Origin of the sequence: Sorangium sp. So ce590 (assembly GCF_051521365.1) — a bacterium.
In the GTDB taxonomy this organism is placed as follows: domain Bacteria; phylum Myxococcota_A; class Polyangia; order Polyangiales; family Polyangiaceae; genus Sorangium.
The window spans coordinates 8,838,313-8,864,493 of the sequence record NZ_CP150346.1; the positions used below are offsets into that span (position 1 = coordinate 8,838,313).

Genomic DNA, 26,181 nt, shown 5'->3' on the forward strand with positions numbered 1-26,181 from the left:
CCCGACGAGGAAGGCGGGAAGCTTGGAGGGCGAATGGATCTCCGTCGCCGCCCGCCCTGCCGCGCCGGGCGCGCGCGGTCCCATCGTGCACAACGGGGCCCCCGGTACGTCGGTTGCTCCCGAGCCCCTCCGCGGCCGGAGGCGGCCGCTACTACAAGGGAGAGAACGAATGAACCGACTGATTCGATTCGGAGCACTCTCGGCCTTCCTGTCGCTCGTCCTCTGGGGCGGCAAGGACGTTGCGGCCGCTCCGATACCCGCCGATGTGAGCAGCAAGCAACTCAAGGACCTCACGACCACAGATGTCGAGTCCGCGTGCCAGTCGCTCACGCCGAGCCTCTCGCTCTCCAAGGAGGACACATGTGAGTTCGTCGGCATGCTGTGGTCCACGGTCGGAGGGGTGTGCAGCGTGGTGAAGGAGAAGTGCATGGCCGAGGCCCAGCAGCCGCGGGCGGACGAGGCCCCGGCGCCTGCGGAGAGCTGTCTGCCGCCGGCCGAAGCGCGCACGGGCTGCACCGCGACCGTGGCCGAATACGAGGCGTGCCTGCTCGCGCACGTCACGCAGGTCCGGGCGCTCACGTGCGCTTCCACCGAGACCGACCTGGAGGCGCCCATCCCGGCGTGCGATCTGATCTCGCAAAAGTGCCCGGATCTCGCCGGCGGCGACGAGGAAGAAGGCCAGGGCGCCACCCAGCCCTGACGCCGCCGCGCGGCGCGCCTCGCGGGCCGCTGCCCACCTCGGGCCGCTCGCGGGGCGCTCCGCCTCCTGCTCCCGAGCGCGCTCACGCCCGCGGGCCTCACCGACGTCGCGATCGGATATCTTCTGCGCAGTGGAGCCGGTAGCCTGGCGGTGGGTAGCCTGCCGGTCCACGACGCGTTGGAGGGCTTCATGCTGAAGAAAGTGGCATTTACGATGTTTCCGGTGAAGGACACGCCGCGCGCTCGCGCTTTCTACGAAGGCACGCTCGGCCTGCGCGTGGGCAGCCACTCGGACAACGGGGTGTGGACCGAATATGACCTGCCGGGCGGCGGCTGCCTGGCGCTGTTCAATCACCCCGATCCGAAGTCGGCTGCCGCGCCGGGCGGCGCGAGCATCGCGTTCGAGGTCGAAGACCTGGACGTGCTCGTCGCGCGGCTCAAGAGCGAAGGCGTGGAGTTCATGGCCGACGACGTGCAATCGCCGGTGTGCCGCATGGCGGTCATGCAAGACACCGAAGGCAACACCATCATCTTGCACGAGCTCAGGAAGAGCGCATGAAGCCGGCGCGGAGGGCGCGCCAGGGACCGCCCGTTCGGATTGCGCCCGGACCGGGCTGAGCGGATCGCGGGCACGCCCCGCGCGGTCCCGTCGGTGTGCTTCAGCGCAACCACCAGCTGCAACCCGCCGCGACCCGACCAAAAATCGCTTGCTCAGCTCCTCACCGCTGAGGCCGGATCGCTGCCGCAGCTCGCGCAGAAACCAGCCCAGTCCATCGGGCCCCGGAGCGCCGCTGCTCCGGGGCGCAGGCCGCCCCTCGCATATCGCGGCCCGGGTCTCTTCGGCGACCCCCCGGGGGACCGCCCGTTTCTCATTAAGTATCCATGGCTTGCGCCTGCGTCTGGTCTTGCGCGGCGCCCACCAGGACTCGGCCGGATGCCGTCAGCACCCAGAGCCCCGTCCGGTCGTCGGGGATGCACAGGGCCAAGATCCTGCTATAATGTATAGTTCCGGCAGGTCGTCCAGGAATGCCGTGCTCGCCGAGGCCCTGCAATTTCCGCCGGAGGAGTGAGCAGACGTCGCGAAGCGCTTGATCGCCAGCCTCGACGGACCCGCGGACGAGGACGTTGAGGCGGCCTGGCTCGCCGAGGTTGAGCGACGTCTATGAGCGGGAGGAATTACACCTGCCCCGCTCGCGACATGGCCAGGATCGCCCCGAACACGGCGCAAGGTACGATCCATGACCACCGACGCCACGCGCGAGGGGAGGTCCCGAGTTCGCGGTTCAGGGTGGGAGCGGGCTGCTCCTCGCCGGGGGCGGGCTGCTTTGCATCAGAGGCGGGGTGCTCCCCGCCGGGAGCGGGCTGTTCTTCGTCAGCCGCAGGGCGCACGGGGCCGCGACCCTACCACGCGCTCGCGCCACCACGACGCGCGCGCACGATCCTCGCCGCAACGAGCGGCCTGGGCGCCGCCGTGCCGGCGTACAAGGCCAGAGCGCGCAGGACATCCGGGCGCACCGGATGGATGCGGCGATGGATCTGACCGGTCCCGTAAGCGACGATCACGAGCATACCAGTATCACCCACAAGAACGCCTCGATTGCTGGACGCAAACTTTTACGCCTGAATTGCAGCAAAGACCACGCAGACGCGCGCATTGTCTCCAGCGCTGAGCCGCGCTGCTCATCTACTCTTTGCATGCATCACGTTCTTACCTTGCTCGCGGTCACCGCTGCTTCCATCTCGTGCACGAGCGCCATCGACACGACGTCAGAAGGCGTTTGCGGGGACGAGGAACGCGCGGGATCTGCCGCTTCGAGTACACGGCAAAGTATCTGAACCCGTTTCCGTCGATGACCGACGGTCGAGGTCGAGGACTCGCCGTGTGGCGGCCAGCTGAAGACGCAGGATGTCCCGGTCTGGGAGCTCGCGTACAATCACGATGTGGGGCGCAAGGGCCAGAGCATGCCCCGGAGCCGCAAGGTGCGCGATCGCATCCGGAGCCAGTCCGGCAACAGCAGGGACGAGACCAACGTGCAGATCACCTGGGAGGCGCTGACTCACGGCGACACCGGCAGCGCGGGTACCCCGTAGCGCGCCAGGACATCGGTTGCCGCAGGTGCCCCGGCGCTCGCGGCGGCTGCACCGAGGGAGTAGCGCTCCGGGCGCTGCGGCGCGACACTGGCCTCAAGGTGAGGTCACGCTCCGCCGCGGCGCGGCTCTTCATGGTCTCGGCGGTGCTCGCGGGCGGCGCGGTGGCGCGCGCTCAGCCGACCGCCGCCCCCTTGCGCATCGAGTATCGCGCGGAGGCTGGATGCCCGACGGAGGCGGATTTTCGCGCGCGTGTCAGCGCTCGCCTCCGCCGGGCCCTCGGGGAAGCGGACGCGGCGAGCGCATACGTCGTGACCCTCGAGAAGCTCGATGGCCGCTTCGCCGGGCGCCTCGGCGTACGTGGGGCGGACGGGACGGCATCCGACCGCGATGTCGCGGGGGACACCTGTGACGATGTCGTCGCCGCGCTCGCGGTGGTGACCGCGCTCGCCATCGACGCCCAGCGCGCGGACGCGCCCGCCGCGGTCGCCGCCCCCGTCGCTGCCGCGTCCGCGAGCACCGCCGCCGCCCCGCCCCGGCCCGCCGGCAGCGGGCTGGCTCGCCCGCCCGCGCCACCCCCGCCTGCCGGTAGCGGGCGGACGCGTCCACCCGCGCCCGCGCCCGCGCCGGACGTCGCGACGCACCTGACGCTCGGCGCGCAGTTCCTTCTTGGCGAGAGGATCGGCGCGCCCTCCTTCGGCGCGCGCATCTTCGCGGAGCCCCCCGTCGGCGCGATGGACCGCGGCGTCGGCCCGCTGCGCTTCGGCGCGGGCCTCGAGGCGGCCTCCGACATCCCCGCGGCGGGCGGCTCGGCATCGTTTCTTCTCGTGGCCCTCGCCGCCGACGCGTGTCCGCTCGGCGCGACGGTCGGCGCCCTGCACCTGGCCCCCTGCGCGCGCGTCGAGGGCGGCCTCCTCGCGGCGAGCCGTCGAGGCGTCGCCCCGGTCCGCAGCGCGACGCGCGGGTGGCTCGCGCTCGCCCTGCCGGTGCGCGCGCGGCTGCCGCTCTGGGGTCCGTTCGTGCTCGACGTCGAGGCCGGGGTGCGGATGCCGCTGCTGCGCGACGGCATCCTCGCCCAGGGCGCCGACGCCGTCGCCCGCCCGCCGCTCGACGTCGTCTCCGCGCTCGGGCTAGGCTTGACGATTCCGTGATCTCGGCGCTCGCCTGCGAACATAGCGGCAGAAGACGATGATCAGCGCGACGCGATCCGGCCCCCCTCCCCGCGCGGCGGTCGCGCGCCACGCGGCCGTGGCGGCGCACGCGGAGCGCGCCGAGCGGGTCGCGCCGTCGCCCTCCGCGGAGCGCTACCGCGCGCTGGTCGACGCGCATTTCGACTTCATCTGGCGCTCGCTGCGCGGGCTCGGCGTGCCCGCCGGGTCGGCCGACGACGCCGCGCAGCACGTCTTCCTGATCGCGCATCAGAAGCTCGGCGAGATCGCGCCCGGCCGCGAGCGCTCCTTCCTCTTCGGGACGGCGCTGGGGGTCGCGGCGAACGCGCGCCGCGCCGGGGCGCGCCGGCGCGAGCTCTGCGATGACGACGCCATGGCGGTCGCGGCCGACGACGCGCCGAACCCGGAGCAGCTCATGGAGATGAAGCAGGCGCGCGCGCTGCTCGACGAGGTGCTCGACGCGATGGAGGAGGACCTTCGCGTCGTCTTCGTCCTCTTCGAGCTCGAGGGCGTCCCGACGGAGGAGATCGCCGCGATGCTCGAGCTCGCGAAGGGCACCGTCGCGTCCCGCCTCCGGCGCGCGCGCGAGGAATTTCGCGCGATCGCGAGGCGCATTCAGGCGAGGGCGCTGCATGGGGGAGGCAACCGATGACCGATCCGAAGCGGCTCGGAGAAGACGAGTCGACCGAGTTCGAGCGCACGCTGCTCCGCTCGTGGAAGCACGAGTCGCCGCCTTCGTCGGCGCGCGCGCGCGCTCTCGCCATCGCCGGGCTCGCTGCGGGGACGAGCGCCGCGCCCGCCGCGCCTGCCGCGCCCGCGCCCGGGGCGGCCACCGGCAAGCTACTGTCGCTCGCGAAGTGGGGCCTCGGGACGGCGATCGGCGCCGGCATGATCGGCGCGGGCGTCGCGCTCCTCCGCCCTGCTGCGCCTCCCTCCTCGGCGGTACCGTCGAGCGAGCCGCCGGCGGCAAGCGCACCGCCCGTCCCCGGCGAGCCGCCGGTGGCAAACCCACCGCCCGTCGCGCCCGCATCGACCCCCGCCGCGCCTGTGACGCGCGCGCCGCTCCCGCTCCCGGCGAGCGCCCTGCCGAGCCCAGCGCCCCCCGTCGCGAGCCCGCCGCGCTCGAAGAGCACCACGCCGCGCGCGCGATCCGCGCCCGTCGCGCCGACCGACGCGCTCGGCGAGCAGGTCGCCATGATCGATCATGCGCGTGACACCCTCGGCGCCGGCGACGCGGCGGGGTGCCTCTCGGAGCTCGACGCCTACGACAGGAGGTTCCCGCGGAGCGCGATGGGCGAGGAGGCCACCGTGCTCCGCATCGAGGCGCTGCTCCGCCTCGGGGATCGGGCCCGCGCGGCCGACCTGGGCCAGCGCTTCCTCGCCTCGCGCCCGACGAGCCCGCACGCCTCGGGCGTGCGCGCGCTCCTCGGCGCGACGACGAATCCGTGATCGAACGGCGCCCGCGGACACATAGCGACAACAGCGACAAGCGACGGGGCGCTCCTCACCGAGAGCAGATGGCCATCAGGCGCACCGGCGTGAACGTGCTCTCAAGAGCGCTCCGTAGATGACTCGTGTGCTCGGTTCGTCGAACATGTCGAGTTCATTCGACACGAGAACCTTCAACAGAGAGGCTTCGTATGGTCTGGTCGTCATGGTCTATGCGCCGCGTGCGGCACGCGGCCCTGGTGGGAGCGGCGGTGTCAAGCCTCTCGCTGCCGCGGAGCGCCGCGGCGCAGGAGGCGATTGCTCCTGCGTGGGAGGAGCGCGAGGCTCGGGAAGACATCGCCCAGCGGCGCGAGCGCGCCGCGCTCCTGGCGCCGCACTTCACCGACGCGATCAGGATGCATTCCTCCTCGATAGCGCTGCCCATCCTCTTCAGCGGCGTCGGCGCGGCGGGCCTCGCGTCGAGCCTGGCATGGAGCGCCGATGCGCCGCAGCCCACCGATACACCGCTGCGCATCGCCTTCGCTGCCAGCTCCGCGGCGATACTCGCCGGAGGCCTCGCCGGGCTCGCTGTGCCGGAGACCTACCGGCGAGACACCCTGGGGACCGCCGGGCTGCTCTCGCAAGGGAGCCTCTGGCTCGGGTTCGCGTTCCTTGAAGACGACGGGCTCGCGAGGATGACGCCCGTCGCGCTCTCGGCTGGATTTTACGTGTCCGGCTTCCTCGCCGGTCTGAACCTGGCGCTGTCCGACTACACGCCGGTCTCCCGGCTCCGCGCCGACCATGCGCTGGTGGCGACGCCCGCGTGGCGCGCGCGGCTGTCAGGCGCGCAGATCGCGAGCATCGAGCGGGATCTGCTGGGCACCGCGCCTGCGATCCCGAACTGGGCCGTCTACCTCCCGGCCGCGCTCGGCGGGGTCGTCGCCACCGTGCCCGCATGGGACGGCGATCTGCCGGTGGAGACGCGGGTGCTGAGCCTGGCGAGCGGCCTCCTCAACTCGGCGTGGTCGTTCGCCCTCATGGCCCACGATCATCCGGCGCAGTCCTACCAGCAGGACCTCCGCAGGGCCGGCCTTCGCGTCGCGCCTTCGGGCCCCGACGGCACCGCGGGCCTCACGGTCTCGGGCGAGTTCTGATGCGTTGTCCCCCGAGGACTGCCGCGGCCCGGGATCGTGGACAGGCGAAACCCGGGCCAGCGTCCAGCGGGCCCAGCCGGCGGTCGGCGAGACGGGACATGGTTACGCCTCGGCACGGCGAGGCGACTGAGGTAGTGTCGATGGCCGCCGTGACGAGCTCCTAGCCCATGTCGGCCACGGAGAGGGATCATGGATCGTTCCGTCTACATCACCAGCACTGGCGCTTTCTTGCCTGGCAAGCCGGTCCCCAACGAGGAGATGGAGCAGTACATCGGCAAGATCAGCGACAGGCGCTCCAGGCTCGGGCGCCTCGTCCTCCGGCAGAACGGCATCAAGACACGTCACTATGCGTCGACGCCGGACGGCGTGCCCCTTCACAGCGGCGCGGACATGGCGGCTCGCGCGATCCGGGACGCGCTTTCCCGCAGCGAGATCGCCGCGGAGAGGCTCTCCTTCCTGGCGGCGGCCACCACCCAGGGTGACCTCCTCGTCCCCGGCTTTGCCAGCGCGGTCCACGGCGAGCTCGGCCTGCGGCCCATGGAGATCGCGAGCTTTCAGAGCGTCTGTGCCAGCAGCATGATGGCGTTCAAGTCCGCCTACCTCCAGCTGAAGGCGGGCGAGCACGACTGCGGCGTGGCCTGCGCAGCAGAGCTCTCCAGCCGCTTCTTCCGACCTGGCTTCTATGCCGATCGGGAGCAGGAAGGCGAGGACTCCTCCGCCTTGATGGAGACCGAGTTCCTCCGCTGGACCCTCTCCGACGGGGCCGGCGCCTGGCTCCTGGAGACCCGGCCGAACGAGGGGCGCCGCTCCCTGAGGGTGGAGTGGATCGATCTCTGCTCCTACGCCGACCGCTTCGACCCCTGCATGTACGCGGGCACCTCCAGGAACCGGGCGGGTGAGAGGAAGCCCTGGAGTCACTACGACAGCCCTGCGCTCGCAGCGCAGCAGGGCGCCCTCGTCCTCAAGCAGGACTTCGATCTGCTTTACCGCATGTTCCCCGTGTGGGCGAAGCACTACCTCGAGCTCGTGGATCGGCGACGGTTGAGGCCCGGAGCCATCGACCACTTCCTCGCGCACTACTCGTCCCACTCTCTCCGCGGAGAGATGGTCAAGCTGCTCGCGAAGACCGGGGCGATGGTGCCCGAAGCTCGCTGGTTCACGAACCTCTATTCCCAGGGGAACACGGGGGCCGCATCCATTCTCCTCATGTTGCACCAGCTGATCGAGGAGCGGGATCTGCAGCCGGGCCAGCAGGTCCTCGGCTTCGTCCCGGAGAGCGGCCGCTGCGTCATCGCCTTCATGCTGCTCACGGTCGTCTGACCCGCCGTCATCCCCAGGGAGGTTCAGGATGCTTCCGGAACGTACATCGCCTCGAGACGAAGACTCACCGCAGGCCGTCCTGCGCGGCCTGTCGTCCATCTGGCTGGATTTCGAGTCCCAGGTGCATCACATCCCGATCGTGCGGCGCGTGATCGAGCGTCGCATTCGCCTGGCCGATTACCACGAGCTCCTGCTGAACCACCGGGCGCAGGTCATGAACGGGGCGCTCTGGATCGCGCGCGCCGCCTCCAGCATCGGCCACGACTTCGCCGAGCTGCGCTCGCGCTTCATCCGCCACGCGGCCGCGGAGCACCGCGATTACCTGATGCTGGAGCAGGACTACCTGCAGAGCGGCGGCGACCCGGCCGGGCTCGCGCGGCACGAGCTGAACATCGGCAGCGAGGCCCTGTCTGCCTGGATCTTCCACCGCGCCGATCAGCCGAACCCCTTCGATCTCCTCGGCGCCATGTACATCATCGAAGGCCTCGGCAAGCGGGTCGCGGCCCGGTGGGCCGAGCATGTGCAGTCCGCCCTTCGCCTGGAGGCGCAGGCCGTCAGCTTCTATCTCTATCACGCGAAGGCCGACGAAGATCACCTGGGCGAGCTGGAAGAGGTGCTCCGCTGTGGTATCTTGGATCTCCCGCGGATGGCGCCGAGGATCCTCAAGACCGCCCGGGTCACCGCGCGGCTCTACCGCCTCCAGCTCGAGGAGATCGGGAGCTACTGACATGGATTTTCAGGACCTCTTCAGGAAGATGAAGCACGACCCCAGGGATCCCGATCCGTGGCTGGCCTTGTACCTGGATCGGTCCTTGCCGATCGACGAGAGGGCCAAGGCCGCCCTCCTGAAGAGCCAGCGCAGCACAACGCGCAGGGTCGTGATGCCGATCGTCAGGCCGTTCGCCCGCCTGTCGATCTCCGGCATCAAGCTCATGAAGATCCTCGTCCCGGCGAGCTGGCAATCTCCGTGGCTGTTGCATCGGTCCATTTACTGGGGTCTGAGGCTCTTCGTCGCCCCGGAGGCCAATTACCTCATCCTGCGCCACTTCACCATCGGCACGGAGATCTTGAAGTTCATCGAGGACAACGTCCCGGGCATCGAGCTCGAGACGACAACGCCGCTGAGGACCCGGAGGCTGGAGGACCTGCTGGACAACACGTTCACGGTCCACGATCTGACCTTCTACAACTTCATCATCGAGCTGAACGAGAAGCTTCGCGCCCAGGGGCGTGAGATCGAGCCCCGGAGGTCGATCGACTTCTCTGCCATCACCGAGGACGACGCGAGCATCGACGACCTCCCGGACACCTGGCTGAACGTCGTCGACCTGCAGACCGCCATCGAGATCTACACGCCGCTCTATGCGCTGTTCCTGTCTGACCACCATTTCTGGCGGGCGAGCAATTCGTTGCAGCTGGACGAGATCATCGCGCTCTACGTCGGCAAGATCCTGGACGACCCGCTGCCTGTCGCCCTTGTGCACAACCATCATCCCATGGTGCCCAGCTCGACGCTCGAGGCCGGGTTCCGGTTGACGCTACATGGCCTCGACTCCGAGACCCTGCACGGACACCTGAGGAAGCTGAAGGCAGAAGCGGGGAGAGCGGCGGCCCGGGGAGCCCTCGCGCCGTAGCGTCACGATCTTCACCCCCGGTCTCGAGGTCGGGTAGCGCCTGCTGGAGGCGACCGGCAGCCACCGCACGATATCCAGAGGCCGGGGCCGAACCCGCCGTGGTGCATCACCGACGCCGCACGCTGGGGCCGCTCGAAGGGGCGCGCCTTGTCGCCGGCTCGTTGTGCTTTTCCTTCTCCCTGGGCGCCGCCTGACCCCGGTCGTCGTCGATCATCGCGGCGAGATTGGCCAGCACGCGGCGCAGCAGGCCGTGGAGCGCCTCGATCTCCCGAGCGGAGAGCCCGGCCGTGGCCTCGCCGTTCGACTGGCCGAGGAGCTCGAGCGCCCGTGGCATGACCTCTTCGGCGCGGGCGCTGAGGCGGATGCGGGTGGCCCGGCGGTCGCGCGGGTCGGGCGACCTCTCGATCAGGCCAGCCTTGTCCATGCGCTGCAGCAGCGCGGCGGCGGTGGGCTGCTCGACGTGCGTACGCTGAGCGATCTCCGCCTGGGTCAGAGACTCCTCCTCGGCCAGGCAGAGCAGGACCGGGATGTGGGCGACGCCGAGCCCCAGCGGGCGCAGCTGCGCCTCGGCGACGCGCATGAACGCCCGAGCGGTCCGGGTGACGAAGTAGCCCGTGTCGTAGTCGATATCCATCGGTTGCCACCCTACAACATAGCGTGCTATTCATACACATAGCACGCTATGTAATTGGTCCTTTTCAGGGAGAAACGCTCATGATCCTCGTCACCGGAGCCACCGGACAGCTCGGGTCCGCCGTCGTCCACCGCCTGCTGGAGCGCACCGCCGGCGCTGACATCGCCGCGCTCGCGCGCGACGAGCGCAAGGCCGCCGGCCTCGTGGCGCGCGGCGTCTCGGTCCGGGTCGGCGCCTACGACGACGCCGCCGCTCTCGACCGGGCGATGGCCGGCGTCGACCGCGTCCTGCTCATCGCGGGCAACGCCCCCCAGCATCGCGTGCAGCAGCACCAGAACGTCATCGACGCGGCCCGGCGCGCCGGTGTCGCGCTGTTCGGGTTCGCCAGCCGGTCGCTGAGGGACGTCCACGCCTCGGAGAACGCGCTGATGCGCGACTATTTCGAGACCGAGGACCGCATCCGGCGCAGCGGGCTGCCCCACGTCCTGTTCCGCAACGCCCTGTACCTCGACACCGTTCCGCTCTACGTCGGTGGCGCGCGGGTCTTCGAGACGGGCATCCGGCTGCCGGCCGGCGACGGTAGAGTCGCCTACGCCCTGCGCCGCGAGATGGGCGAGGCCCTCGCCAACGCCATGCTCGACCACGAGGGCGCGGACCGCACCTACGTCGTCGCCGCCCCCCGCAGCTACACCTTCGACGACGTGGCGGCCGCCCTCACCGAGGTGTCGCGCAGGACCGTTGATTACACGCGGATCTCCGACGAGACGTACGTCGCGGACGCCATCCGGGCCGGCGTGCCGGAGCACCTCGCCCGCCGCTACCTCGGCTTCTACTCCGACATCCGGGGCGACCAGCTGGACGAGACGAGCTCTGACCTCGAGACGCTGCTCCGGCGCACGCCCACCACCCTCCCGGAGGGGTTGCGCGAGGTCTTCGGGCTCTCGACGTCAGGCGCTCGCTAGGGCAGCGATGCACTGATTTCCCCCCTGGAGCGACAATCATGATCGAGCATCGAACCATTCGCTTTGCAAGCTTCACCTGAGCTTCGGGCCAGGCGGGGAGCTCGGCTTCGACCTGGGCCTCTTCTTCCCGAAGGCCAAGGCGACTCCCGAGGAGGAGGCCGAGGCTCGTCCCATCTTGATCTCGCTCTCCTTCGGCTCCGGCGAAAGCAGCCTGGGGAGAGCGGCCGGTGCGCTCGCGCGAGGCTCTGATGACCGATCCAGCCGTGGATCGGGGCAAGATCATGGTCACGGGGGTGTCGCGCCTGGGCCAGGCGGTTCTGCTCACGGGCGCCTTCGACGAGCGCATCGCGCTCACCGCCCCGGTGGCGGGGGGCATGGCCTTTCGGTTCTCGGGCGCCGAGATGGGCGGTGGGCTCGGACAGGGCATCACCGAGATCGTCGCTCAGAACACCTACTGGTTCGGGCCGCTCCTTCCCGAGTTCAGGAACCAGACGGAGCGCCTCCCCTCGGACCAGCACTGGCTCCCCGCCCTCACCGCGCCGCGGCTGTTCATTCTGTGCAACTCGCTCGACGATCCGTACGGAAGGGCCTACGCGGCCGTGCAGTCGTATCTCGGCGCTCAACCGGTGTACGACTTCCTCGGCGTTCCTGAGCATCTGGGACTGCACTTCCGGCCCGGTGGGCACGGCGCCACCGAGGAAGACTGGAACGCCATCTTCGACTTCGCCGATCAGGTCCTCCTGGGGAAGCCGGGGGCCCGGCGCTTCGACGTCATGCCGCCGCGCGGGGATACTCCCTAGCCCGATGCCCTTCGTGCGCGGCCGAGCTTCGTGCAATCGTTCCTGGCCGAGCTGAAGCTCCAGTAGGCGGTCTTGGTGGAGCCGATGACCGTGAACTGACAGCTGCTGGAGGCGACGCCGTTGCCGGTGGCGATCGCGAGGCTCCAGGCGACGACCCGGAAGGTGAGCGTCACCGGTGTGCCCGCCGGCAGATCGGAGATCACCACCGCCGAGTCCTTGAACCGCGCCGCGGTCGAGGCGCCAGGACCGTAGCTCGGGAACTGCGTCGAGTCGTGCCCGTCACCGGCCGCGGCGATCTCCGCGTCGAGCTCGCCGATCCGGGCGAGCGATCGACCGTGGGCAGCGCCGGCGACGGTGCGGAGGTCGTTGTTCCAGACGACGGGACCGGCCTCGCTCAGACCGTGACTCGACCGGGGTCGAGCCCGATCCCGACACCAGTGCAGTTGCCATCCATGGTGGAGAAGTCGACATGACCCGCCCGGGAGCCCCTGTTCGCGCACGCCGCAACAGGCCCCTGTCACGGGCGGTGGACAGGTGTCAACTACGCGTGACGATCGGCGCCGGATCCAGCGGCGCGATCGCCCGAGGAATGCGCGCGGGGAGGGGTGGAATGGCCATTGCTACAGGCTACAGAGTACAGGGACCGGCAACCCTGAAAGTACCAGGAGAACACGATCATGAGAAATCGACTCGCCACCGCCTTCCTCGCGCTCACCGCGCTCGCTGCGACGGTGAACTGCACCTCTGTCAGCGGCGGCTCCGCGACAGGCACAAGCCCATCGCAGATCGCGTGCGATAGGCTCGACGAAGCCGCCTGTCTCCTGCGCGAAGACTGCGCTCCGCTCTACGGCGCGGGCTCGGACACCACGTTCGTCAGGTGCGCGGACGGCGCCCTCACGTGCGATGTCGACGCGTGTCCTGAGCCGCCGCCCATGGAATACTGGACATGCCCGGACGGAACCCGCATCTACCCTGCATGCACGCCGACGGATGGGGACTCCTGCGGCTGGGTTTTACCGGCGTGCACTCCGGACGTGAGCGGCGTCTGCGACGCCGACGCGTGTGGTGAGCCGCCGCCCGCGGAATACTGGACATGCCCGAACGGAACCCGCATCTACCCTGCATGCACGCCGAAGGACGGGGACTCCTGCGGCTGGGTTTTCCCGGTGTGCACTCCGGACGCGAGCGGCGTCTGCGACGTCGACGCGTGTCCTGAGCCGCCGCCCATGGAATACTGGACATGCCCGGACGGAACCCGCATCTACCCTGCATGCACGCCGACGGACGGGGACTCCTGCGGCTGGGTTTTACCGGCGTGCCCTCCGGACGTGGGCTCGCGCTGATCGCGCTGCTCGCCGGCGCTCCAGCGCTCGTCGCGGGGTGCGCCGGGGCGACCGGGGAGGCGCCCCGCACGCCGCGGCCCGGCGTCCACGTCGCGCTCATGCCCACCGCATGGGCCACCGAGGCGAGCGTCGAGGGCGTCGACGGCGACAGCGCGATGGCGTCTGCGCTCGCGCGGCGCGGGGGCGCGCGGGTCTCGCGGCTCTCGGCGCGGCTGTCGCGCAGCCCCGGCTGCGCCGACGACGCCGCGTGCGTGCGGGAGGCGGCCCGCGCGCTCGGCGCCTCGAAGATCGTCCGGACCGAGCTCGCGGGGCTCGGCGCGACCGTGCTCGTGCGCGGCACGATCGTCGACGTGGAGACACAGATGAGGGAGCAGCTCATGCAGGAGGTCGTGCACGACGCGGATCCGGCGCGGCTCCGCGCCGCGATCGAGCGGCTGGGCGAGCGGCTCGCGAAGCCCTGGGCGCCCCTCCCGCCGGGGCCGCGCCACGCCTGGTACGAGGAGCCGTGGCTCTGGGTCGGCGTAGCCGCCGCGGCGACGGCCGGCGCCGCGGCCGGGATCGGCGTCGCGCTGAGCAGCGGCGAGGGCGACCCCGACGTGGTGCTCACCCCGCCATGAGCCGGCGCCGGCGCGATCCTCCGGCGCGCGAGCCTGGGCAGGGCGCCGCGAGGGGAGCCTCTCCCGCCCTCCGGCGCACGCTCGCGCTCGGCGCCGCCGGGCTCGCGCTCGGCGCGGCAGGGTGCGCGGAGCCGCCCGCGCTCGACCTGATGCTCGTGCCCGATCCGAACGTGAACACGACCGAGCAGCTCCTCGCGCACGTCCAGCAGGCCGTGCTCGTCGTCGACGCCGAGGAGGGCCTTTACGCACCGGGCGAGGAGCGGTCGCGGGGCGGCGTGCAGGTGAAGAACGCCGACGTGGATGCGGCGCTCGAGCTCGTATTCACCCTCTCGATCGAGCGGGAGCGGCTCCCGATCATCCGCATCGAGCAGGGCAGTCTACCCGACGTCTCGCTCAGTATCCGGGTGCTCGGCCTGCAGGCGAGCCCGGCGCCGGGCAGCTTCGTCGCGCGCGGCGAGCTGATGGGGGCGCGCTTCGCGGCGCCGCCGCCGATGATGACGGTGCCCTTCAACCTGCGGCCGGAGGTGAGGCCGCCTCGCGTCGAGCGCGTCTTGCCCGACGATGGAGGCGTCGCGCTCAGATGTGCCGTGCCTTCGCTCGTCATCTCCTTCTCGCGCCCCATCGACGAGGCGAGCCTGCGCGCGCCGGGCGCCGTCACGATCACGCCAGATCCAGGGCCGATCTCGGTGGCCATGGATCCGTCAGGGCTCGTCGCAAACATCGCCACGCCGAGGCTCGTGGGGGTCGACAGGCTCGCGTATCGCGTCACCATCGCCAGCGCGGTACGCGATCCGACAGGGCAGCCGCTCGATCAGGTCGCGGCAGAAGCGGGCGCGCAGGGGTATCTCGGCGACTTCTCCCTGTCCTGCGAGCCGCCCCCGACGGAGCCGACCGAGCCCCCGTGCGCGCCGGACTACGCGTGTCCCCTGGGCGCCGCGTGCGTCGGCGGGGTCTGCCTCCCCAGAGACTGCCCCGTGCCGTGCCCGGGAGGGCGCGTGTGCGATCGGCTGCGCGCCCTGTGCGTCGACGACTGTCGCGCCGACGCGCTCTTCTCGCCGTGCGCTCCGGAGCACCGCTGCGACGCCACGAGCGGGATCTGCCGCTGACGGCGCACCCTCATCGCGCGAGCTCCGCGAGGAGGGCGTCGAGCTCGGCGTTCGTCGCCTCGTAGCGCCTGTCGAGGAACGACTGCAGCGCCGCCGCGGCGCGGCCCTCGGCGGCGCGCGTGTCGGCGCCGCGCGCACGCGCGGCGCGGAGCAGGGCCCCCACCCGATCGAGCTTTCGGCGCAGGATCTCCTGGTCGAGCCGCAGCCCGGCGGTGGTCGCGACGAACGTGTCGACCTCGGAGGCCGCCGCGGCGACGTCCCCCTCGGCGAGGGCAGCCTCGGCGCGCGCCGCGGAGGCGCGCAGGCCGGGCGGGAGGTCCGCGGCCTCGATCCCGCGCTTCGCGAGCGAGGCGCGGGCGGCGTCGAGCCGAGCGCGCAGCGCGGCCGCGCGCTCGTCGACCGGCGCGCCCTCCAGCCTGGCCGGTGGCGCAGCGAGGGCTTCGCCGGCTTCAGCGCGGGCGGGCAAGCCGCCGTCGGCGGCAGACGGCGCGGAGGCGCCCCCGGAAGGCGCGGAGGCGGCTGCTGGGACGCCGCCGAGGGGCCATGACGCGCTCGGAAAGGACGCTTTCGCCGCGACATCCCCGGCCGCGGGCGCCGACGGGACCCCGGCAACGCTGTCCCCGCTCACCGCCGTGGCGACCGGAGCGGCCCCAGCCGCGGGCGCGGACGGAACCTCGGCGGCCGTGCCTCCGCTCGCCGCCGTCGCGACCGGCGCGACCCGCATCGGGATCGCACGCGACGCCGCTCCGCCTGCGCGCAGCATGCGCTCTCCGACCAGCGCGCCGGCGAGCAGCGTCGCGGCGAGCGCGGCGATGGCGGGCCACGCCGCGCGGGCGGGCTGCGGGCTCCCGGCGCGGGGCTGTCCCGTCTCGGAGGAGGGCGCGGCGCGCGGCGGCTCCGGCGGCGGCGCCGGGGCAGGGTCGGGCGCGCAGGGCGCCGGTCCGGGCAGGGCAAGGGCCTGCGCGCCGCGGGCCAGCCAGGCCCGCTCGTCGCCCCGGAGCTCGGTCTCGAGCAGCGGGGCGAGCGCGCCGCGGAAGGCGGCGGCGGTCGGGAATCGTTCCTCGGGGAAGCGCGCCAGCGCGCGGGCGAGCACAGGGTCGAGGCGCGGGTCGCCGCCGAGCGACGAGGGCGACCGGCGCGGCGGATCCTCCGCTGCGCGCAGCAGCGAGAGCTCGTCGGCTGCGTCGAGCCAAGGCCGGCCGGTCACGAGCTCCCAGAGGAGGATCCCAGCGGCATACAGATCCGCGCGCGCGTCCACGCTCGATCCGGTCACCTGCTCGGGCGCGAGATACGCGAGCTTGCCCTTGATGACACCGGTCCGCGTGCGCGCGTCCCGGAGGCGCGAGCGCGCGATGCCGAAGTCGCCGAGCTTGACGGCCCCCTCGCGCGAGACGAGGAGGTTCTCCGGCGTGACGTCGCGGTGCACGATCCCGAGCGGGCGGCCCGCCGCGTCCGTGGCGCCGTGCACGAACGCGAGCACGTCGAGGAGCGTCGCGGTGACATGCAGCGCGACGCCGAGCGGCACGGCCTCCCCGGCGCGGCGGGCGGCGGCGAGGATCTCGGCGAGCGTTGCCCCTTCGACGTGCTCGAGGACGATCCATCCGCCCGCCGCGTCCTCGCCGTGCTCCAGCGTACGGACGAGGGCCGGATGGACCGGCGTCGCGAGCGCGCGCCCGAGCTCTGCCTCGTGCACGAAGGCGCGGACGAGCTCGGGATCGCCCCGGTGCTGAGGCAGCATCCGCTTCAGCACCGCGCGGGAGGCCCGCTCGCCGCGCACGAGGAACACCTCGGCCATCCCGCCCACGGCGATGCGGCGCACGACGAGCCAGCCGGGGGCGGCGGGGCCATGGAGGTCGCCCTCGGCGGCCGGCTCACTCGACCCGGAGGCCATGCTTCTGCATCAGCCGATAGCACGACTGGCGGGAGAGCCCGGCGAGCCGCGCGGCCTCGGAGACATTGCCCTGCGCCCGCGCGAGGAGGTGCTCGAGGTAAGCTTGCTCGAAGCGCTCGGTCCATGTGCGCTTCGCCTCGTGGAACGGCTCACCGACGGGGATCGGCAGGCCGCCGAGCTCGGCGCCGCCCGGCGCCCCGCTCGAGGTGCCGAGCAACGACGCCGCCGGGACCCCTGGGAGCGTCAGGAACCGCTCGACGACGTTGCGCAGCTCGCGCACGTTGCCCGGCCATGTGTGGCTCGCGAGCAGCTCGAGCATGGACCTGGGCAGATCGATCGGGGCGCCCGGCGCGAGCTTGCCGAGGAAGTGGCTGACGAGCCGCGGGATCTCTTCCTTTCGCTCTCGAAGCGGCGGGAGGCGGACCGTCACGACAGAGAGCCGGAAATAGAGATCTTGCCGGAAGCGCCCGGCGCGGACCTCGGCCTCGAGGAGCCGGTGCGTGCAGGCGATGTACCGGACGTCGATGTGCCGCGGCCTCGGCTCGCCGAGGCGGCAGACGGTGCGCGCCTCGAGCGCGCGGAGCAGCTTCGGCTGGAGCTCGAGCGGGAGCTCGCCGATCTCGTCGAGGACGAGCGTGCCGCCGTGCGCCGCCTCGAAGAGGCCCTCACGGGCCTCGGTGGCGCCGGTGAACGCTCCGCGCGCGTGGCCGAAGAGCTGCGCCTCCAGCAGCGTCGGGCTGGCCGCGCCGCAGTCGAGGATCACGAACGGCCCATCGCGCCGCGGAGAACGCTCGTGGATGGCGCGCGCGGCGAGCTCCTTGCCCGTGCCCGAATCGCCGAGCACGAGCACCGTCGCGTCGCTGCGGGCCGCGCCCTCGAGGAGCGCGAAGGCGGCGCGCATCGGCGGGCTGTGGCCGAGGAGATCGCCGAAGTTCATGGCACGCGAGAGCGGGAGCTCCCGCGCCCCCGCCTCGAGGGTGAAGGAAAGGCGCGTCTCTCCGGCGCGGATCTCCGTGGCCTCGCCGAGCCAGACTTCGCCGGTGCGCCGGCCGTCGACGAACGTCCCGTTCGTGCTCCCGAGATCGCGCAAGCGGAAGCCGAGGGGCGTGGCAGCGATCTCGAGGTGGCGCGCGCTCACCGCAGGATCCGCGAGCGTGAAATCGACGTCATCGCTCGCGCCGACGACCACCGGAGCAGCCTCGACGGCGATCGTGTGGCCCGCGCTCGGCCCGTCCACGGCCGTGAGGCGGCCGCGGGGGACGACGAGCCGCGGACCGCCTGCCACCTCGATCACACGGGTGCCGCGGGCCTCCGGTTGTACGCTGCGCTTCGACACAAGGGCCTGACCGTAGCGTACCACAGGCCCATCGGCGCTCGATCGTTATGCCTGGCGAGGCCCGCCGGCCGTTTCAGAGCGAGAATTCCATAGTTGACGCAAGTGCGCACGGCTCTCCGGGAGATCAGCCCCATGGCGGCAAGGGCGCGCGGCGCGGCATCTTGATCGGCGTCCTCACAAGCTCGGCGCGCTGACGCGCCTCTTCGTCGAGAGCGTGGAGCGGTTGTACGAAGAGCGCGCTGTGCGCCGAGGCGCGCTCAGTCCGGACGAGAGCCGCGGGGGTGCTCGCATCGTTGGTGCTAGTCCCTGTACCGCGGTATTGTACAGCGGCCCTCGTCCTGGCATGCTGTGCGTGATCGTGAGGCTGGCGCTGCCGGCGCAGCCGGGCGCCGGCCCGCCGGGCGGCGAATGAACCAGGATGAGCCCATGCCGAGCAAACCGAAGGAACAACCAGAATCCGCGCTTCCGAAGGGCATCGGGAAGCCGGCGACTCGAGCGCTCGCTGCTGCTGGAGTCTCTCGCCTGGATCAGGTCACGCGATTCTCGGAAGCCCAGCTCCTGGCGCTCCATGGCGTGGGGCCGAAGGCGGTCGGGATCATCAAGGCCGCGCTCGAGGCCCAGGGAAAGTCTCTCGCCAGGAGCGGGTAGCCCTCGCCGGCCACGCGCTGCATGACGCAGCGCCCGGCTCCGGCGGGCGGCTACCTTGATCCGGCGTCGGGCCGCCGGGGCAGCTCAGTCGCCGCCGCTGACGCGATGGTTGATGTACTTCCCCGCCAGCTTCCCGAGCTGGTTCGCCGCGTCCCGCGCGCGCCCGCCGGTCGATGGGTTGAACAACGTCGCTGGCGACTTCGCCTCGATCAGGATCTCGTCGAACACCCTCCCGGCCGGGTCGGTGATCTGCACCGTCGCTTTGAGGAGCGTGTGCTTGTTGAAGACTCCCGTGAAGATGCCGGGCTCGTAGAACGTCACGTTCGCGCGGATGAAGAACGGCGCGTCGGCGGCGCTGATCGCCTTGACGACGATGGCGTCCTCCGACGCTGCCTCCGCCATGAGGGCCTCCGTGAACTGCTCGTTCATCGCCGCCTTGTCCTCCTGCCAGCTCTGCCGCTGCTCGGCGTCCTTCTCGGCCATCCAGTCGGCCTCGGTGACGTCGCCGACCTCGAGGGCGAGGAACGCCACCGGGACGACAGCGAGGCGCCCCTTGCCGTAGAACGGGTTCGGCACAGCCTGACGGGTGGTCTTCCAGGGATGCCCGCACGCGGCGAGCAGGGGAGTCAGGCAGAGCAACAGGATCCAGAGCGCATGTCGACGGTGCACGGAGGGCCTCCTTCTCAGGCGGTGGCGGCGCGCGGGTGCGCGGGCACACGATGCTAGCGGCAAGCGCCGCCGGCAGAGCAAGAAAGCGCGCGCCGCCCGCGAGCGTGGGCGCGGGCGCGGACGCGCGGGCGAACACGGCGAGCCCACTCGAGATGCTTGACAACAAAAGTTGTCAATCTAGGATGGTCGTCGTGCTGGACGTGGAGGTCATCGAAAACCCTGCCGCGGCGGTCGTCGCGCTCGACCCGATCCGGAGCCGGTTGCTCTCGGAGCTGGCGTTGCCGGCCTCCGCCGCCAACCTCGCGGAGCGGGTGGGCCTGGCGCGCCAGAAGGTCAACTATCACCTGCGCGCGCTCGAAGCGCACAAGCTGGTGCGGGCGGCGGGCGAGCGCAAGTGGGGCGGCCTGACGGAGCGCCTGTTCGTGGCGACCGCGAGCGCCTATGTCGTATCGCCGGGAGCGCTGGGGCCTGTCGCCGCGGATCCACGGCGGACGGTGGATCGTCTCTCGGCGAGCTACCTCGTCGCGCTCGCCGCGCGCGTCGTTCGCGAGGTCGGCGGGCTGTGGCGCCGCGCGCTCGGCGCCAAGAAGCGGCTGGCGACGCTCTCGATCGACACGGAGATCCGGTTCGCGTCGGCCGCGGAGCGCGCCGCCTTCACCGCCGATCTCGGCGAGGCGATCGCCGAGCTCGTGGCGCGATACCACGACGCGAGCGCCGCCGGCGGGCGCGACCACCGCCTGCTCGTGATGGCTTATCCGAAGCCGAGCGATGAACCGAAAGAGGAGGAGACATGCCGATAAGGAGCGACGCACGAAAGCGCTGGGTCGAGCTCGAGTTCCTGGTGCCCGGGACGCCGGAGCAGGTGTGGCACGCCATCGCGACGGGCCCCGGCATCAGCGCCTGGTTCGCGCCGACCACCGTGGACGAGCGCGCCGGCGGGAAGGTCGAGTTCACGTTCGGCGAGGGCGTGACGTCCTCGGGGACGATCACGGCGTGGGAGCCGCCGACGCGCCTCGTTTACGAGGAGCACGGCTGGAGCGGGGACGCGCCGCCCCTCGCGTCGGAGTTCGTCATCGCCAGCCGCTCGGGCGACAGGTGCGTCGTGCGGCTCGTGCACAGCCTGTTCTCGACAAGCGACTCCTGGGACGATGAGATCGAGGGGTTCGAGCGCGGCTGGCCCGGCTTCTTCCAGGTCCTGCGCCTGTACCTGCGTCACTTCGCGGGCCAGAACGCCGCCGCCGCGCGCGCGCTGCGCGGAACCCCTGGCACGCATGCCGAGGTCTGGAAGCAGCTCGCCACCGCGCTCGGCGTCCACGGCCCCAACCTGGGTGAGCGACGGTCGGCGCCGGCAGGTGCCCCGCCGCTCGCCGGCACCATCGAGCACGTCGAGCAAGGCGACGAGACCTGTGAAGTCCTGTTGCGTCTCGAGCAGCCGGCGCAGGGCATCGCGCTCCTCGGGAGCTACCGCTGGGAGGACAAGGCGCGCGTCGCCGTCAGCCTGTTCTTCTACGGCGATCGAGCGGCCGAGACCGCCGCGGAGCTCGAGCCACGATGGCGCGCCTGGCTGGAAGCTCGCTTTCCGGCGAACGCCGTGCAGAAGGCGAACGCGTAGCGGCCTGCTCCGCCGGCAGGCCCCCGGGGCTAATCGTTGATCCAGTAGCGATAGCCGTTGGTGCGGAAGGGCACGGCGAGCTCGCGGCAGACCTCGGCGATCACATCGGGGGTGAAGAAGTAGTTGCGGATGCGGGCGAGGTGATCGCCGTCGGTCTCGACGGTCCAGACGGTGCGCACCGCGGGGCCGGTGTCGTGATCGAACCAGAAGAGCAGCAACAGCGCGCCGCGATGCTCGCGCACCTCGCAGCGCGGCGGGCCGCCGAGGTAGCCGACCAGGTGCCGGGCATCGACCCCGCCGGCGTCGGTGGTCGTGATCGGCGAGAGGCTGCCGACGAACGACCCGGTGTGCGGATCGGCCGGGGGCTCGCGCCCGTACTCGGTGACCACGCCGACGATCTCGGTGATCGAGCTGTCGAGGAGCAGCGAGGTCAGGGCCGGCAGGTCGCGGGCGTTGAAGGCGGCGCAGAAGGCGTCGAGCACGCCCGGCGCGGGTGCCCGGGGCTCGTCGGCCTCGGGCGCCACCAGCTTGCCGCGGCCGCGGTGCAGCGCCGCCTTGACCGCGCCGACCGAGGTCGAGAGCGCCGCGGCGACCTCCTCGAGCGAGAGATCGAACACGTCCTTGAGCACCACCGCCGCGCGCTCCTGGGGCGACAGGTGCGCGACAAGGGTGCCGGCGGCCTCCCGTGACGCCCGCGGCTCGTCCAGGGCTTGGCCTGGCGCCGGGCGCGCCGCCGCGGGCTCCGCAATGGCATCGTGCTCGAGCCGCCGCCGCCGGGCGCGGTCGATCCACAGGTTCGATGCCACCCGGAACAGCCAGGCGCGCGGGTTGGGCAGCTCGTGGAACAGCGTGCCGAGGGTGACGAAGCCGCGGGCCATCGTGTCCTGCACCAGGTCCTCGGCGTCCCATGGGCTCCGGGTCAGGTAGCGGCAGTAGCGGTACAGCTCGGGCCGGAGCGGCTCGAACACATCGAGGAACCGCTGCCACGATGCCTTGACGTCGTCGCTCAGCCCGCGGAGGTCGCCCGGCTCGTGGCTCATGCCCAGACCGGCTCGTAGCACAGGACCGACAGCCCGCCGCCCAGGTTCTGGGTCCGGATCTGCCGCAGCGCGAGGCGCCTGTCGCGGCGCGCGAACAGCGGCGTGCCGCCGCCGAGCACCACCGGGTGCACCACCAGACGGAATTCGTCGACGAGGCGGTGCTCGATCAGGGTCGACACGAGGGCCGCGCCGGCCCACGCGACGATCGGCTTGCCGGGCTGCCGCTTGAGCGCGGCGATCTCCTCGGGGTTACGGGCCACGCGGGTGTTGGCCCACGCGGCATGCGCCAGGGTCCGCGACAGCACCACCTTGGGCAGGGCGTTCATCTTGCGGGCGAACGAAAGGTCCTGCGGCGAGCGCGGGCGAGCCTCGGCGTCGGGCCAGTACTGGAGCATCAGCTCGTAGGAGGCGCGGCCGTACACGGCCAGGCCGACGGAGTCGATCATCTCGTCGCAGTACCGCTCGAACTGCGGGTTGCCGTCCTGGAACCAGTCCAGCTCGCGGTTCGGCCCCTCGATGTAGCCATCGAGCGAGGTGATCATGGAGACGTAGAGGCGTCGTTCGGTCGGGGTTGTCGTCGTCATGGCCCACCAACGAACGGCGCGGCCGGCAGGATACGGGGGGACGAGGAAATTGTTGCGGGCCGACCCCACCCAGGTTGGGCCGACCGGGCCCCACCCAGGTTGGGCCGACCGGGCCCCACCCAGGTTGGGCCGACCGGACCGACCGCTGCGCGACGCATAGGGGCTCCTCGGGCCTGACGTCATCGCGGAGCCAGGGACGAACTTGGGCTTCTTCCCTGGTGCCGGCGGACGATCGAAAAAAAAAAAAAACAACAACGATTTCAAATGGTTCCGCCTTGCGGTCGGCCAGGTCCGCTTCCGGCATGGCCCAACGCGGGCCCAATGAATAGGCGTTTGCGGGACTGCGCCGGGACCTCGCCGCCGCTGCTGCTCAGGCGCAGTCCCGCAAACGCCTATTCGTTCTGCGCTCCCGGTAGTTCGACACGAACTACCGGGGTACGCGCCCGGAAAGAACATCAAGGCGTGTCGCGGGGTTAGCTGTTCTTGGAAGCGCCGCTGAGGGGCTGAAAAACGGGGGAACGAAGGGCTCGATTTGGTAGTTCTGAGCGCCCCTCGACGCCGCGCGGACGTGACCCCGAGGGGGCGCCGGGACCGGCTGCGATCGCGGGTGCGGCCGGGCCGTGGCGGTAGCGGCCATCGGCGGCGTCGCGTCAGATCCATCGCACATCGGCCCACGCTGCCAACGGAACTGCGTCCATTCCGTGCGGTGTCGGTCGTGGGGCGCTCCTCATCGGCAAGGAGCTCGGGCAGCCTCCGCGCGTCCGGCGCGCTCGGCGAGCACGTCCAGCCGCGGATTGGCTTCGTCCTCGGTCCAGCACGTCGGCAGGTTGGCCGTCCAGGTGTTCCCGGGCAGCCGGACGGAGCCCACGCCGTTGGCGCGCATCGCTCCTATTGGTTTGCGGTCGACGCGAGCAGCCGGCTTCGGGTTTTCCGTCAAGCTCGCCGGGCTCAGCGAGTCCGCGTCGGGCGCAGCAATCTCCTCGGACGACGACGGGCGCTCGTCGCAGCGGCTCGATCGCGCCCGCCGGCTTGGCGGACGCTGGCACGCGGGCGACGTCGTGCAGCCCAGGGCGCACCGCCGTCCGTGCGCTCTCACGGCCACGTGGACAGACCGCCAGTGACAGCAGCCTGACGAACACTGGCGCCGCGGACAGCTGCGCAGTGGCCCACGCTCTGGACGGTATGACCCATGTCCATTGGGGTACCCTCCTCCAGGTTGCATTTGACGACCAATCCTGCCATCAGAAGAATTGGTTGCATCGCCAGGTTCTCCGGGCGGTACCAAAGGGGGAAGTAACCGATGAGAACGGAATGCGGACGGGTCGCATCGGCGGCGATGTTCGCTCTCGTGCTCGGTGTCGCTTCGACGCAGGTAGAGGCATCGGAGCTGAGCGCCGGTGTAAGTCTCGGCTGGATCCAGGCTGGCACTGCGCCGCGCTTCGCGGTAGGCCCGCATGCTGCGATATCGTGGCACCTTAAAAAGAACCTCCTGTTGAAGGTTCATGATCTGTGCAGCGTTGTGCCTCCAATCCAGATAGGCGGACCCGGCGCTTACAATCACACCTCCGTTGCCCTTGGATACAGCTGGATGGATGGCGACATTGGCGTGGGCCCATCGGTTGCGCTCTACTTCATGCCAGCGTGCGGAAGCACCTTGTGTGGACAGGTTGCCGGGGTGGCGGTAGGCGGACATGCGCAAGCCAGCGCGTACATTGCGGGGCCGCTGGGCATATCGGCGAGCGCCAACCTGGATTGGATCGACGGAAGAAGTCTTGTTCTACCAGGCTACGCATCCGTCGTTGTTGTTGCCGGCCCCGTGATGCGATGGAGTTCCAGATGAGCTCAAGAACGAGCCTGCTTTTCATCGTAGCTATCGCAGTTTGGGTGTTGGCGGCATGTAACTGGACGGTGGGAGACTGCTACCCTCGCGAGGAATGGACCTCGGGCGCAGGTGCGGGGCCAGGTTCGGAGCCCGTTCCGGTCTTCAGCTCCAGCGCAGCCGGTGACTTCGGTGATGCGCCATCGGGAGAACGGCAAGGCGCCGGCGAGCAAAAGATCCAGTGCAACAAGACGGATAGTTCAGACGAAGAGGAAGAAGAGCGCCCGAGAGACAGCTCGGAGAGTCCGACAAATGGCACATGCTCAGGCCCCGGTGACACCGCCGGAGACGGCCAGACTTACGTATTCTGTAGCGACATCTGCAGCTCGAAGTGTCCGCCGGCCGGAGTGAACGGCTTCTCGCCAACCATCTTCAATTTCGTCACAACGATCCACGACGATGGAACAGGAGAATCGGGAGGCTGGCAAAAAGCCACCGTTAGTCTGAAGGTCAAGCGATGGGTTGAGATATATCCGGAGTTCTGGGAATGTCCACAGATGACGTTCGGGATGCCACTGCGAAACAAAGCTCAGGGGCAAATTCCAGCGGACGAGGCCGCGCGCATCAGTGCCGATGTAGCGACCAAAGCTTCGCGTAAAATAATGAGGGCAAACCCCACTATTCCGCGAGGAATCTACTGTACCATGTTAAAGGACGAGATGGACATCAGCCTCCGCAAGCGCGTGGATGGGTCCAGAGTCACACAGCCATGAAGCACGGGGTCGAGGAGTTGTTCGACGTCGTATATCGCTACTACCCTCGGCGAGTTCCGTACGAGGATCTTGGTCGCGTGCAAACAGAAGAGAATCGTCGGCTGGTGGACGCCCGTCGCCGAGCCGGCGCCGACTGCGAACGGTGGCTTGGCATGTTGCGGCGCCTGCGTGAGCAGTTCCCCGAGAACGAGGTCGACAATTTCTCAGTTCATCTCGCGATGGGAAGTCACGACGGCTGTTATTCCGGCTCTCTCTATCTTCCGAAGGCCACCGGAGAACACCGACATGCAATCGAATTGAGGGTGAGCTTCCTGGTCCCTTATTACATCGTCTACAGCTCGCGCCTCGTTGATGATCTCGAGGGGATCGAGAGGAAGAAATCGCTCCGCGCGACGCCACCTCGTGCCGTCACGATCTTCGTCCATGATACGGCCTACATCCTGCCCGCCTGGGTTGGCAAGCTGATCAAGCTGGTCAGGCCCGAGCTTGTCGAACCACCTTCGATGGAAGATAAACCCACGCGGCAGGTCATCTCCTTTGAGCTATCGCCCGATGAGCAGCCGTACGCTGCAGGGATCGCCCAAGAGATCGAAGCGACATGGGGATACGAGCGCATGCCGCCGGAGGTCGGCAACGTGGTCGTGCCGGACGTGGCGACCAATCTACGACATTTGGGAGAGGCCAGGCTATACGATTGCCTTTTTTCAGACGCATGGTAAGCCGTTGATGCTCTCAACCTCGACACTCACCGACACCCCAAGCGATCTGGCAGAGCATGATGCGCAGCGGACCGGGCTCGAACCGTCCACAGCGGGCCGAGCTCGCCGACGTGTCCTTCGACCTTCGCGCCCGGTT

Annotated in this window: 27 protein-coding genes and 1 pseudogene; 20 read left to right on the forward strand and 8 right to left on the reverse strand. The window is 70.4% G+C overall.

Annotated elements, in window-relative coordinates; translation table 11 throughout:
- Positions 1-169: 169 nt before the first annotated feature.
- The 3 genes and pseudogenes from WMF28_RS33255 to WMF28_RS33265 all read left to right on the forward strand — a co-directional run.
- Positions 170-700, forward strand: a complete 531-nt coding sequence (locus tag WMF28_RS33255) for a hypothetical protein (protein WP_437597479.1) — start codon at positions 170-172, stop codon at positions 698-700.
- A gap of 189 nt (positions 701-889) precedes the next feature.
- On the forward strand, positions 890-1,258 hold the full coding sequence (locus WMF28_RS33260) for a VOC family protein (RefSeq protein ID WP_437597481.1): 369 nt from the start codon (positions 890-892) through the stop codon (positions 1,256-1,258).
- A 523-nt stretch (positions 1,259-1,781) separates the two neighbouring features.
- A pseudogene (locus WMF28_RS33265) lies at positions 1,782-1,865 on the forward strand (addiction module protein); the annotation flags it as partial.
- A 235-nt stretch (positions 1,866-2,100) separates the two neighbouring features.
- Here the strand turns inward: WMF28_RS33265 and WMF28_RS33270 are convergent.
- A complete protein-coding gene (locus tag WMF28_RS33270; protein WP_437597482.1) occupies positions 2,101-2,268 on the reverse strand; it encodes a hypothetical protein in 168 nt (55 codons plus the stop codon).
- Positions 2,269-2,661: 393 nt separating this feature from the next.
- On the opposite strand from WMF28_RS33270, the gene WMF28_RS33275 reads away from it, so the two are divergent.
- The 8 genes from WMF28_RS33275 (at position 2,662) to WMF28_RS33310 (ending at position 9,492) form a co-directional block, all read left to right on the forward strand.
- Positions 2,662-2,790 (forward strand): hypothetical protein, encoded by a 129-nt coding sequence (locus tag WMF28_RS33275; protein WP_437597484.1) that lies wholly within the window; start codon positions 2,662-2,664, stop codon positions 2,788-2,790.
- A 98-nt stretch (positions 2,791-2,888) separates the two neighbouring features.
- Positions 2,889-3,938 (forward strand): hypothetical protein, encoded by a 1,050-nt coding sequence (locus WMF28_RS33280; RefSeq protein WP_437597485.1) that lies wholly within the window; start codon positions 2,889-2,891, stop codon positions 3,936-3,938.
- A 37-nt stretch (positions 3,939-3,975) separates the two neighbouring features.
- Positions 3,976-4,608 carry an RNA polymerase sigma factor gene (locus WMF28_RS33285; RefSeq protein ID WP_437597486.1) on the forward strand — a complete coding sequence of 211 codons (633 nt, stop codon included), beginning with the start codon at positions 3,976-3,978 and terminating at the stop codon, positions 4,606-4,608.
- Entirely contained in the window at positions 4,605-5,405 is an 801-nt protein-coding gene (locus WMF28_RS33290; RefSeq protein WP_437597488.1) for a hypothetical protein, read from the forward strand. Before WMF28_RS33285 ends, WMF28_RS33290 begins: the two co-directional genes overlap by 4 nt.
- Before the next feature lie 251 nt (positions 5,406-5,656).
- Positions 5,657-6,538, forward strand: coding sequence for a hypothetical protein (locus tag WMF28_RS33295; RefSeq protein ID WP_437597489.1), 882 nt, complete (start codon positions 5,657-5,659; stop codon positions 6,536-6,538).
- Positions 6,539-6,727: 189 nt separating this feature from the next.
- Complete coding sequence (locus WMF28_RS33300; RefSeq protein WP_437597490.1) at positions 6,728-7,858, forward strand: beta-ketoacyl-ACP synthase III; 1,131 nt, start codon at positions 6,728-6,730, stop codon at positions 7,856-7,858.
- A 28-nt stretch (positions 7,859-7,886) separates the two neighbouring features.
- Positions 7,887-8,585, forward strand: a complete 699-nt coding sequence (locus tag WMF28_RS33305) for an iron-containing redox enzyme family protein (RefSeq protein WP_437597491.1) — start codon at positions 7,887-7,889, stop codon at positions 8,583-8,585.
- A 1-nt stretch (position 8,586) separates the two neighbouring features.
- Positions 8,587-9,492, forward strand: coding sequence for a DUF6999 family protein (locus WMF28_RS33310; protein ID WP_437597492.1), 906 nt, complete (start codon positions 8,587-8,589; stop codon positions 9,490-9,492).
- A gap of 106 nt (positions 9,493-9,598) precedes the next feature.
- Here the strand turns inward: WMF28_RS33310 and WMF28_RS33315 are convergent, their stop codons facing one another.
- The gene (locus tag WMF28_RS33315) at positions 9,599-10,126 is read right to left on the reverse strand and encodes a MarR family winged helix-turn-helix transcriptional regulator (protein ID WP_437597493.1); all 528 of its coding nucleotides are present in this window, start codon (positions 10,124-10,126) and stop codon (positions 9,599-9,601) included.
- Between the two features lie 80 nt (positions 10,127-10,206).
- Between WMF28_RS33315 and WMF28_RS33320 the strand changes: the two genes are divergently transcribed.
- Positions 10,207-11,088 carry an SDR family oxidoreductase gene (locus tag WMF28_RS33320; RefSeq protein ID WP_437597495.1) on the forward strand — a complete coding sequence of 294 codons (882 nt, stop codon included), beginning with the start codon at positions 10,207-10,209 and terminating at the stop codon, positions 11,086-11,088.
- A gap of 248 nt (positions 11,089-11,336) precedes the next feature.
- Positions 11,337-11,888: a glucuronyl esterase domain-containing protein gene (locus WMF28_RS33325; protein ID WP_437597497.1), complete on the forward strand. Its 552-nt coding sequence runs from the start codon at positions 11,337-11,339 to the stop codon at positions 11,886-11,888.
- Here the strand turns inward: WMF28_RS33325 and WMF28_RS33330 are convergent.
- Positions 11,885-12,388: a hypothetical protein gene (locus WMF28_RS33330; protein ID WP_437597499.1), complete on the reverse strand. Its 504-nt coding sequence runs from the start codon at positions 12,386-12,388 to the stop codon at positions 11,885-11,887. The two genes, WMF28_RS33325 and WMF28_RS33330, sit on opposite strands and share 4 nt — an antisense overlap.
- A gap of 177 nt (positions 12,389-12,565) precedes the next feature.
- On the opposite strand from WMF28_RS33330, the gene WMF28_RS33335 reads away from it, so the two are divergent.
- Genes WMF28_RS33335 through WMF28_RS33345 form a run of 3 tightly spaced genes read left to right on the forward strand, consistent with a single transcriptional unit; the run spans position 12,566 to position 14,954 of the window.
- On the forward strand, positions 12,566-13,231 hold the full coding sequence (locus WMF28_RS33335) for a hypothetical protein (protein ID WP_437597501.1): 666 nt from the start codon (positions 12,566-12,568) through the stop codon (positions 13,229-13,231).
- Positions 13,204-13,848 (forward strand): hypothetical protein, encoded by a 645-nt coding sequence (locus WMF28_RS33340; protein ID WP_437597503.1) that lies wholly within the window; start codon positions 13,204-13,206, stop codon positions 13,846-13,848. The genes WMF28_RS33335 and WMF28_RS33340 overlap by 28 nt, the downstream gene beginning before the upstream one ends.
- Positions 13,845-14,954, forward strand: coding sequence for an Ig-like domain-containing protein (locus tag WMF28_RS33345; RefSeq protein ID WP_437597504.1), 1,110 nt, complete (start codon positions 13,845-13,847; stop codon positions 14,952-14,954). Before WMF28_RS33340 ends, WMF28_RS33345 begins: the two co-directional genes overlap by 4 nt.
- Positions 14,955-14,964: 10 nt before the next feature.
- Here WMF28_RS33345 and WMF28_RS33350 read toward each other — a convergent pair whose 3' ends face one another.
- From WMF28_RS33350 to WMF28_RS33360, 3 genes are all read right to left on the reverse strand, one after another.
- Positions 14,965-16,845 carry a serine/threonine-protein kinase gene (locus WMF28_RS33350; RefSeq protein WP_437597505.1) on the reverse strand — a complete coding sequence of 627 codons (1,881 nt, stop codon included), beginning with the start codon at positions 16,843-16,845 and terminating at the stop codon, positions 14,965-14,967.
- The gene (locus WMF28_RS33355) at positions 16,826-18,181 is read right to left on the reverse strand and encodes a sigma 54-interacting transcriptional regulator (RefSeq protein ID WP_437597507.1); all 1,356 of its coding nucleotides are present in this window, start codon (positions 18,179-18,181) and stop codon (positions 16,826-16,828) included. Before WMF28_RS33355 ends, WMF28_RS33350 begins: the two co-directional genes overlap by 20 nt.
- A gap of 732 nt (positions 18,182-18,913) precedes the next feature.
- A complete protein-coding gene (locus WMF28_RS33360; RefSeq protein WP_437597508.1) occupies positions 18,914-19,498 on the reverse strand; it encodes a hypothetical protein in 585 nt (194 codons plus the stop codon).
- A gap of 191 nt (positions 19,499-19,689) precedes the next feature.
- Here WMF28_RS33360 and WMF28_RS33365 point away from each other — a divergent pair, with 191 nt between their 5' ends.
- Both WMF28_RS33365 and WMF28_RS33370 read left to right on the forward strand, forming a co-directional pair.
- Positions 19,690-20,298, forward strand: coding sequence for a helix-turn-helix domain-containing protein (locus WMF28_RS33365; protein WP_437604331.1), 609 nt, complete (start codon positions 19,690-19,692; stop codon positions 20,296-20,298).
- A complete protein-coding gene (locus tag WMF28_RS33370; RefSeq protein ID WP_437597509.1) occupies positions 20,289-21,110 on the forward strand; it encodes an SRPBCC family protein in 822 nt (273 codons plus the stop codon). The genes WMF28_RS33365 and WMF28_RS33370 overlap by 10 nt, the downstream gene beginning before the upstream one ends.
- A 29-nt stretch (positions 21,111-21,139) precedes the next feature.
- Here the strand turns inward: WMF28_RS33370 and WMF28_RS33375 are convergent, their stop codons facing one another.
- Together WMF28_RS33375 and WMF28_RS33380 are read right to left on the reverse strand one after the other, a co-directional pair.
- Entirely contained in the window at positions 21,140-22,150 is a 1,011-nt protein-coding gene (locus WMF28_RS33375) for an RNA polymerase sigma factor (RefSeq protein WP_437597510.1), read from the reverse strand.
- Complete coding sequence (locus WMF28_RS33380) at positions 22,147-22,734, reverse strand: dihydrofolate reductase family protein (RefSeq protein WP_437597511.1); 588 nt, start codon at positions 22,732-22,734, stop codon at positions 22,147-22,149. Before WMF28_RS33380 ends, WMF28_RS33375 begins: the two co-directional genes overlap by 4 nt.
- Before the next feature lie 1,836 nt (positions 22,735-24,570).
- Here WMF28_RS33380 and WMF28_RS33385 point away from each other — a divergent pair.
- Complete coding sequence (locus tag WMF28_RS33385) at positions 24,571-25,326, forward strand: hypothetical protein (RefSeq protein ID WP_437597513.1); 756 nt, start codon at positions 24,571-24,573, stop codon at positions 25,324-25,326.
- Positions 25,323-26,045 carry a hypothetical protein gene (locus tag WMF28_RS33390; RefSeq protein ID WP_437597514.1) on the forward strand — a complete coding sequence of 241 codons (723 nt, stop codon included), beginning with the start codon at positions 25,323-25,325 and terminating at the stop codon, positions 26,043-26,045. The genes WMF28_RS33385 and WMF28_RS33390 overlap by 4 nt, the downstream gene beginning before the upstream one ends.
- The last annotated feature ends 136 nt before the right edge of the window (positions 26,046-26,181 follow it).